This is a genomic window from Sanguibacter inulinus (genome assembly GCF_013415325.1).
Classification (GTDB): Bacteria; Actinomycetota; Actinomycetes; order Actinomycetales; family Cellulomonadaceae; genus Sanguibacter; species Sanguibacter inulinus.
The window spans coordinates 21339-27836 of the sequence record NZ_JACBYE010000051.1 but is presented as its reverse complement, the minus strand read 5'-3'; the positions used below and the strand labels follow the sequence as shown (position 1 = coordinate 27836).

Annotated in this window: 7 protein-coding genes and 1 rRNA gene; 5 read left to right on the top strand and 3 right to left on the bottom strand. The window is 70.5% G+C overall.

Annotated features, from left to right (window positions below; all coding sequences use genetic code 11):
• Together rrf and HZZ10_RS16000 are read left to right on the top strand one after the other, a co-directional pair.
• Window positions 1-73: ribosomal RNA gene (gene rrf / locus HZZ10_RS20200) — 5S ribosomal RNA — on the top strand; the annotation flags it as partial.
• A gap of 247 nt (window positions 74-320) precedes the next feature.
• On the top strand, window positions 321-1142 hold the full coding sequence (locus HZZ10_RS16000; protein WP_179914255.1) for an alpha/beta fold hydrolase: 822 nt from the start codon (window positions 321-323) through the stop codon (window positions 1140-1142).
• A gap of 172 nt (window positions 1143-1314) precedes the next feature.
• Here HZZ10_RS16000 and HZZ10_RS15995 read toward each other — a convergent pair whose 3' ends face one another.
• Complete coding sequence (locus HZZ10_RS15995) at window positions 1315-1668, bottom strand: TraR/DksA family transcriptional regulator (RefSeq protein WP_228087696.1); 354 nt, start codon at window positions 1666-1668, stop codon at window positions 1315-1317.
• Between the two features lie 169 nt (window positions 1669-1837).
• A complete protein-coding gene (gene atpC, locus HZZ10_RS15990) occupies window positions 1838-2128 on the bottom strand; it encodes an ATP synthase F1 subunit epsilon (protein WP_179914253.1) in 291 nt (96 codons plus the stop codon).
• Between the two features lie 501 nt (window positions 2129-2629).
• Between atpC and HZZ10_RS15985 the strand changes: the two genes are divergently transcribed.
• Genes HZZ10_RS15985 through HZZ10_RS15975 form a run of 3 tightly spaced genes read left to right on the top strand, consistent with a single transcriptional unit; the run spans window position 2630 to window position 5387 of the window.
• Entirely contained in the window at window positions 2630-3517 is an 888-nt protein-coding gene (locus HZZ10_RS15985) for an alpha/beta fold hydrolase (protein ID WP_179914252.1), read from the top strand.
• Window positions 3514-4533, top strand: a complete 1020-nt coding sequence (locus HZZ10_RS15980) for an NADP-dependent oxidoreductase (RefSeq protein WP_179914251.1) — start codon at window positions 3514-3516, stop codon at window positions 4531-4533. Before HZZ10_RS15985 ends, HZZ10_RS15980 begins: the two co-directional genes overlap by 4 nt.
• Window positions 4530-5387: an alpha/beta fold hydrolase gene (locus HZZ10_RS15975; RefSeq protein ID WP_179914250.1), complete on the top strand. Its 858-nt coding sequence runs from the start codon at window positions 4530-4532 to the stop codon at window positions 5385-5387. Before HZZ10_RS15980 ends, HZZ10_RS15975 begins: the two co-directional genes overlap by 4 nt.
• A 245-nt stretch (window positions 5388-5632) precedes the next feature.
• Here HZZ10_RS15975 and HZZ10_RS15970 read toward each other — a convergent pair whose 3' ends face one another.
• Complete coding sequence (locus HZZ10_RS15970) at window positions 5633-6367, bottom strand: SDR family oxidoreductase (RefSeq protein WP_179914249.1); 735 nt, start codon at window positions 6365-6367, stop codon at window positions 5633-5635.
• Window positions 6368-6498 lie beyond the last annotated feature (131 nt).

The window sequence follows — 6498 nt, the reverse complement described above, 5'->3', positions numbered from 1 at the left end:
CCCGGAAGCTAAGCCCCTCTGCGCCGATGGTACTGCACGGGAGACTGTGTGGGAGAGTAGGTCGCCGCCGGACAACCATTCAACAAGAGCCCACCCCTTTCGAGGGGTGGGCTCTTGTCGTACCCGGGTACTTTGACGTCGCACGTCGCACGTCGCACGTCTGCAGTCGTCGTGCTGCAGATCCCTCGTTCTTCGTCACTCGAGCTGGCCCCGGGGCCAGCGTTCAAGAGTGACGAAGAGAACGCCAGATCGACCCCTGAGTGATGAAGGGAACGTCCTAGAGCGGCATGTCGGTGTGCGTGCGGGTCTACGGTCGTGGGATGACTCTGACCACGCTGACCGTCTTCGCACGTGACGGTTTTGAGCTTCGCGCGCAGCGGGGCGGCCCCAAGGGCGCCCCTACCCTTGTCCTCCTGCAGGGCCAGGCAAACTCCCACAGGTGGTGGACGGGACTTCGCGAGCGCTTCGAGGACAGCCTGAGCACATTGACGATCGACTACCGCGGAACCGGCGGCAGCCGTGGGCCTGTCGAAGAATGGACGACCGACACCTTTGCTGACGACGTCGCAGACGTCCTGGGATACCTCAACATCACCAGCGCGGCTGTCTACGGGACGTCCATGGGCGGACGCATCGCGCAGAAGCTGGCGATCAGCAGGCCCGGCCTCGTGTCGGCGCTGGTCCTCGCCTGCACGTCCCCCGGTGGTGAGCTGGCTGTCGAGCGCAGCACGGAGACCCGTCTCTCGATCGCCCGCGCGGAACCGGGCGAGGGCCGCCGGGTCCTCCACGACCTCTTCTACACACCGCAGTGGCCTGGGACCCCCGAGCGGAGTCACCTGCTCGGTGATCCCACGATGAGTCGCGCAGAGGCCCGAGCCCACCTCAGGGTGAGCGGACGTCACGACGCCTCGGCTGAGCTCGGGCAGATCACCGCACCGACGCTCGTGCTGCACGGCGACGACGACCTCATGACACCCGTCGTGAATGCAGAGCGGCTCGCCGAGCACATCCCTGGCGCTGACCTCACGACCTACCCCGGATACAGGCACGGGTTCTTCGAGGAGCTGGCGGACGAGGTGACCGCCGAGATCAGGAACCACCTCGTGGTCCACGGGGTCCTCCCGGAGCCTGCGCTCGTCTGACGGGACGGGGCTGGTCTGACGGGCCTGTGCCCACCTGACTGGACCGCGCTCATCTGACGGGCCCGTGTCAACCTGGCGGGACCGCGCTCCTCCGTGGAGGCCGCGTTCGTCCGGCGACGCCACGGTTGTCTGACGAGACCGCGGTCCTGCGGCCGCTGTGGCGCGGCGTGTCTCAGTCCGAGAGCTCCCGCGCACAGATGATGCAGAGAGCGGCCGCCGGCCTCGCCTCGAGGCGCCCGTCGGCGATGGCACGGCCGCACCGGGTGCACGTCCCATAGGTGCCTTGTCGTACCCGGGCGAGCGCGAGGTCGACCTCGTCGATCTGCGACAGGACCGACCGCCGCATGCCCGTGGCGTGCGACCACTGCGCTGACGTGGTCGCGCCTTCTGGGTCGTGCTCGTCGTCGTCCGTGCCGTCGGTCTTGGCCGAGCGGGCGGAGTCGAGGTCGGAGTCGGCACGCTCGAGCTCGAGGACAAGCTCGGCTCGACGCGCCGTCAGGAGCCCCTGTGCTGTGGTGTGATCCATCGCCCCCACCTTGCCGCGCCCTGAGGCGCGCCGCATCCCGCACCGCACCGAGCCGAGCCGAGGTGCACCTCGCCTCGCCTCGCCCCGCCCCACCCGGCCGAGCTGCGCCCGTCCGGGACGCCGGTCTGCTCCTAGTCTCGGTCGCAGCTCGGGCGTCGCGAGGACTGCGTCAACGCTCGGCGGGCGTCTCGACCCCGTCGGCGATCACGGTGACCTCGTCCTGGTCGACGACCACGAACCCGCCGGTCACCGTGCAGCTCGCGGAGTCGCCCGAGGGTGTGTGGATCGAGACGGTGCCGTTCCTGAGCTCGGTCGCGAGCGGCTGCCGGCGAGGGAGGATGCCGAGGGACCCGGTCGCAGCCGGGACCGTCACCGCCGTCGCTGCGCCGGACCAGAGCTCGCCCTCAGGGGTGACGACGGTGACCTGCAGGAGGGACGTACCTGCGGCTTCGGTGCTCATGATCGAGCCTGCGGGGTCTGGGCGGCGGCCGTCGGTGGGTGCGCGGGCAGGGAGAGCGGTGCGTGCATGGTCGTTCCTCTCGTGGAGCGGTGCCCCCGCTCTGAGCCGTCGTCGGGCGCGGCTTCGGTCCGCTCCGCGCCCTGGAGGGTGCGGAGCGGCCTGGTGGTGGGGGTTGTCCCCCACCATGCCAAGCCAGACCTGGGACCGCGTGAGCCCTTCGGCTCGGTCCCTGCACGTCAGCGGGTGTAGAGGGCCTCGGCGGTCCGCGGCCCGACCGTCGCCCGGACCTGGGCCCTGATGCGGGCGAGCACGTCTTCGGTGCTCCGTCCCTCGGAGCGTGTCGCTGTCATGGAGAGGTGGAGGATCGCGCGGACGACGTGAGCGAGAGTGGCGGCGTCCCTGGCCGAGATCCCCGGGATCCTCCCTTGACAGACGTTCTGAGTGCGCTCAGTATTGAGTCAACTCGAATCAGTCGACGACCAGAAGACCCAGGAGGGCGACGTGGGAGAGCAGCGGACAGCACAGAGATGGGTAGACGTCCCGACGTCGACGGTCTCGGCAGCCGGGGCTGACATCGTCTACCGCGAGCTCGGACCACGGACCGGCGTCCCCCTCGTCGCGCTGACGCACCTCGGTGCGAACCTCGACGACTGGGACCCGCGCATCATGGACGGGCTCGCCGAGGAGCGGCACGTCGTCGCCGTCGGCTACCGCGGCGTCGGCGCGTCGACGGGCCAGGTGCAGCGCAGCATCGAGGCGATGGCTGCTGACGTCGTCGCCGTCGTCGAGGCCCTCGGCCACGAGCGAGTCGACCTCTTCGGGCAGTCGATGGGTGGGATGGTCGCCCAGGCCGTGGCCGTCCGGGCGCCCCACCTCGTCGACAGGCTCGTCCTCGCGGGCTCGGGCCCCACGGGCAGCAGCGGCCTCGCGCGGCTGCCTCGGGTGATGGTCGCAGGGACCCTGCGGGCGCTGCTCACGCGCCGGGACCCGAAAGAGGTCCTCTTCTTCACACGGACTCCCACGGGACGCTCCGCAGCGAAGGCCTACCTCGCGCGGCTCGAGGAGCGCACGACGGACCGTGACGCCGCAGTCACGCTCGCGGTCCTGCGGGCGCAGCTCGGCGCCGTCCGCCGCTGGGGATCGCTCCCGGCGCAGGACCTCTCGGTGGTCACCACCGCCGTGCTCGTCCTCCACGGCGAGAGCGACGTCCTGGTGCCCCCGGTCGACGCAGACGAGCTCGCCGGCAGGTTGCCCTCGGTCGACGTGCACATCCTCCCCGACGCCGGCCACGGCGCCGTCGCGCAGCACGGACGGCAGGTGGTCGCCATGATGCTCGACCACCTCCGTCGCCCCTCCACCACGCACCACGACCAGGAGAAGACACCATGAGAGCGTTCGTCGTCACGTCGTACAAGGGCCCGCTGAGCGAGGCGGACGTCCCCGAGCCCACCGTCGGGGACCGCGACGTCCTCGTCCAGGTCCGGGCGGCCGGGCTGAACCAGCTCGACGAGAAGATCCGCGAGGGCGAGTTCAAGCAGATCCTCCCGTACAAGTTCCCGCTGATCCTGGGGCACGACGTCGCGGGGACCGTCGTCCGCGTCGGCTCCCAGGTCCGGGGCTTCGCGGTGGGCGACGAGGTCTACGCCCGCCCCGGCAAGGACCAGATCGGCACCTTCGCCGAGCGTGTCGCCGTCGCCGAGCAGGACCTCGCACTCGCGCCGACCTCGATCACCGTCGAGGAGGCCGGGTCGCTGCCGCTCGTCGCGCTCACCGCCTGGCAGGCGCTCGTGGTCAAGGGCACGGTCCGTCCTGGGCAGAAGGTGCTGATCCACGCCGGCGCCGGTGGTGTCGGTTCCGTCGCGATCCAGCTGGCCAAGCACCTCGGCGCGACGGTCGCGACCACGGCCAGCGCCTCGAACGTGGACTTCGTGCGGGAGCTCGGCGCCGACGTCGTCATCGACTACCGCTCGCAGGACCTCGAGGCCCAGCTGAGCGGATACGACCTGGTGCTCGACAGCCTCGGCGGCGAGAACCTCGAGAAGTCGCTGCGCGTCCTCCGGCCCGGTGGGAAGGCCATCGGCATCTCCGGTCCTCCCGACCCGGCCTTCGCGCGCGAGGCAGGGCTCAACCCCGTGCTGCGCCTGGCGATCACGGCCCTCAGCCGGAAGGTCCGCAAGCAGGCCAAGAAGCTCGGCGTCACCTACGAGTTCCTCTTCATGGGCCCGAGCGGCGAGCAGCTCCGCCAGGTCGCCGCCCTCGTCGACTCAGGTGTCCTGCGCCCCGTGGTCGGCAAGGTCTCGACCTTCGACGAGACCCCGCATGCGCTCGCCGCGCTGGTGAAGGGCGGCATCCGGGGCAAGGCTGTCGTCACGGTCCCGTCGCACCCCGCAGGAGACCCGTCATGAGCACTCACGACGAACCCGTCATCACCTCGTACGCGCAGGCCCCGGCCCGGACCGTCACGGCGGGCGGCGTCACCTACGCCTACCGCGAGCTCGGGCCGAAGGGCGGCATCCCCGTCGTGTTCTTCGTCCACCTCGCCGCGACGCTCGACAACTGGGACCCGCGCATCGTGGACCCGATCGCGCAGGGGCGTCACGTCATCACCTTCGACCAACGTGGGGTCGGGGCGTCCACGGGCAGCGTCCCGAAGACGATCGAGGAGGCGGCGGACGACGCCTACACCTTCATCAAGGCCCTGGGGCACGAGACGATCGACATCTTCTCGTTCTCGATGGGCGGGATGATCGCGCAGGACCTCGTGGTCAAGCACCCCGAGCTCGTGCGCAGGCTCGTGCTCACCGGGACCGGTCCCCGGGGTGGCAAGGACATGGACAAGGTTGTGCGGACCACCTACTACGACGTCCTGCGCGCCACGCTGACCCGCTCCGACCCCAAGGAGTTCCTCTTCTTCAACCGGGACGCGACCGGCAAGCGCGCTGCGAAGGCCTTCGTGCAGCGGCTCGGCGAGCGCACGGTCGACCGGGACGCGAAGATCTCCACCAAGGCGTTCCAGACGCAGCTCAGCGCGATCAAGAAGTTCGGCCGATCGGCCCCCTCGGACCTGTCGGTCATCACCCAGCCGACGCTCATCGCCAACGGAGACAACGACCGCATGGTCCCCTCGGTGCTCTCCGAGGACCTGCACCGTCGGATCGCCGGCTCCGAGCTGATCATCTACCCGGGCTCCGGCCACGGCGGCATCTTCCAGCACCACGAAGAGTTCGCCCCCGTCGCGGCGAGGTTCCTCGCACCCTGAGCGCGACGAGCGTGCACGAGGCCCGGTGCCACCCTGCGGTGGACCGGGCCTCGTGCTGTGCTCTCGACCGGCCGCGCCTCGTGCTGCGCTCTCCTCGGCGAGCCGCGCGCAGCGCTCTCCCGGGGGTGCCCGATGCCGCCCATGAGGGCGAGCAGCGTCGACACCTCCTGCCGGCGGCACCGTCTGGGCACGACGATGCCGCCGGCAGGAGATGTCGTCTCCGCGCCGGCGGCACAGCCCAGCGGTCAGGCCTCGGCGCGCTCGGTGCCTGTGGTGGTCCTCGCGAGCTCCGGGTAGAGCGCCTCGAGCGGTGCGCTCAGGGCGGCCTTGAGCTGGACGGAGGTCTGGTCGGCGAGGACCTCGTACTCGTCGGCCTCGACGGCGTCGAGGACCTGGCGGACCAGGTCAGCCGGGTCGAGCTTGGGATCGGTCGAGTGCGCGGCCATCGCGGTGTCGACGTAGCCGACGTGGACCCCGACGACGTGGACGCCCTGCGGGGCGAGCTCGATCCGCAGCGAGTTGGTGGCCGACCACAGGGCAGCCTTGGTGGCGCTGTAGATCCCCGAGACCGCGTACCAGGCCAGAGCCGAGTGGATGTCGACGATCACGGAGGACCCGTTCGCGACGAGGACGGGCGCGAAGGCACGGGCGAGGAAGAGCGGGCCGAGGAAGTTGGTCTCGACGTTCGACCGGATCTCCTCGTCGGTGTGGCTGAGGATCCCGGGGGAGGACACCGACGCACCGGCGTTGTTGACCAGGACCGTGACGTCAGGAGCGGCCGCGACGGCCGCGGCGATCGACGCCCCGTCGGTCACGTCGAGGGTGAGGGGCACGATGCGCTCGTCGTCCCACTCGCGGGGGTTCCGGGCGCTCGCGTAGACCTTGCTGGCACCGCGGGCGAGGGCGTCGTGGACGAAGTGCGTCCCGATGCCTCCGTTCGCTCCGGTGACGAGGACGACTGCTCCGTGGAGTGCAGGCATGGTGAGCTCTCTTTCGGGTGGCCCCGGCGCGCTTCGGCGCTGCGGGGTGGGGGTGTCATGAGGGGTGTGCGGCCGAGCGAGGATCTTCGTGGTGTCGTGGGAAGATGGCGGTCGCTTCCGAGTGGAACCGG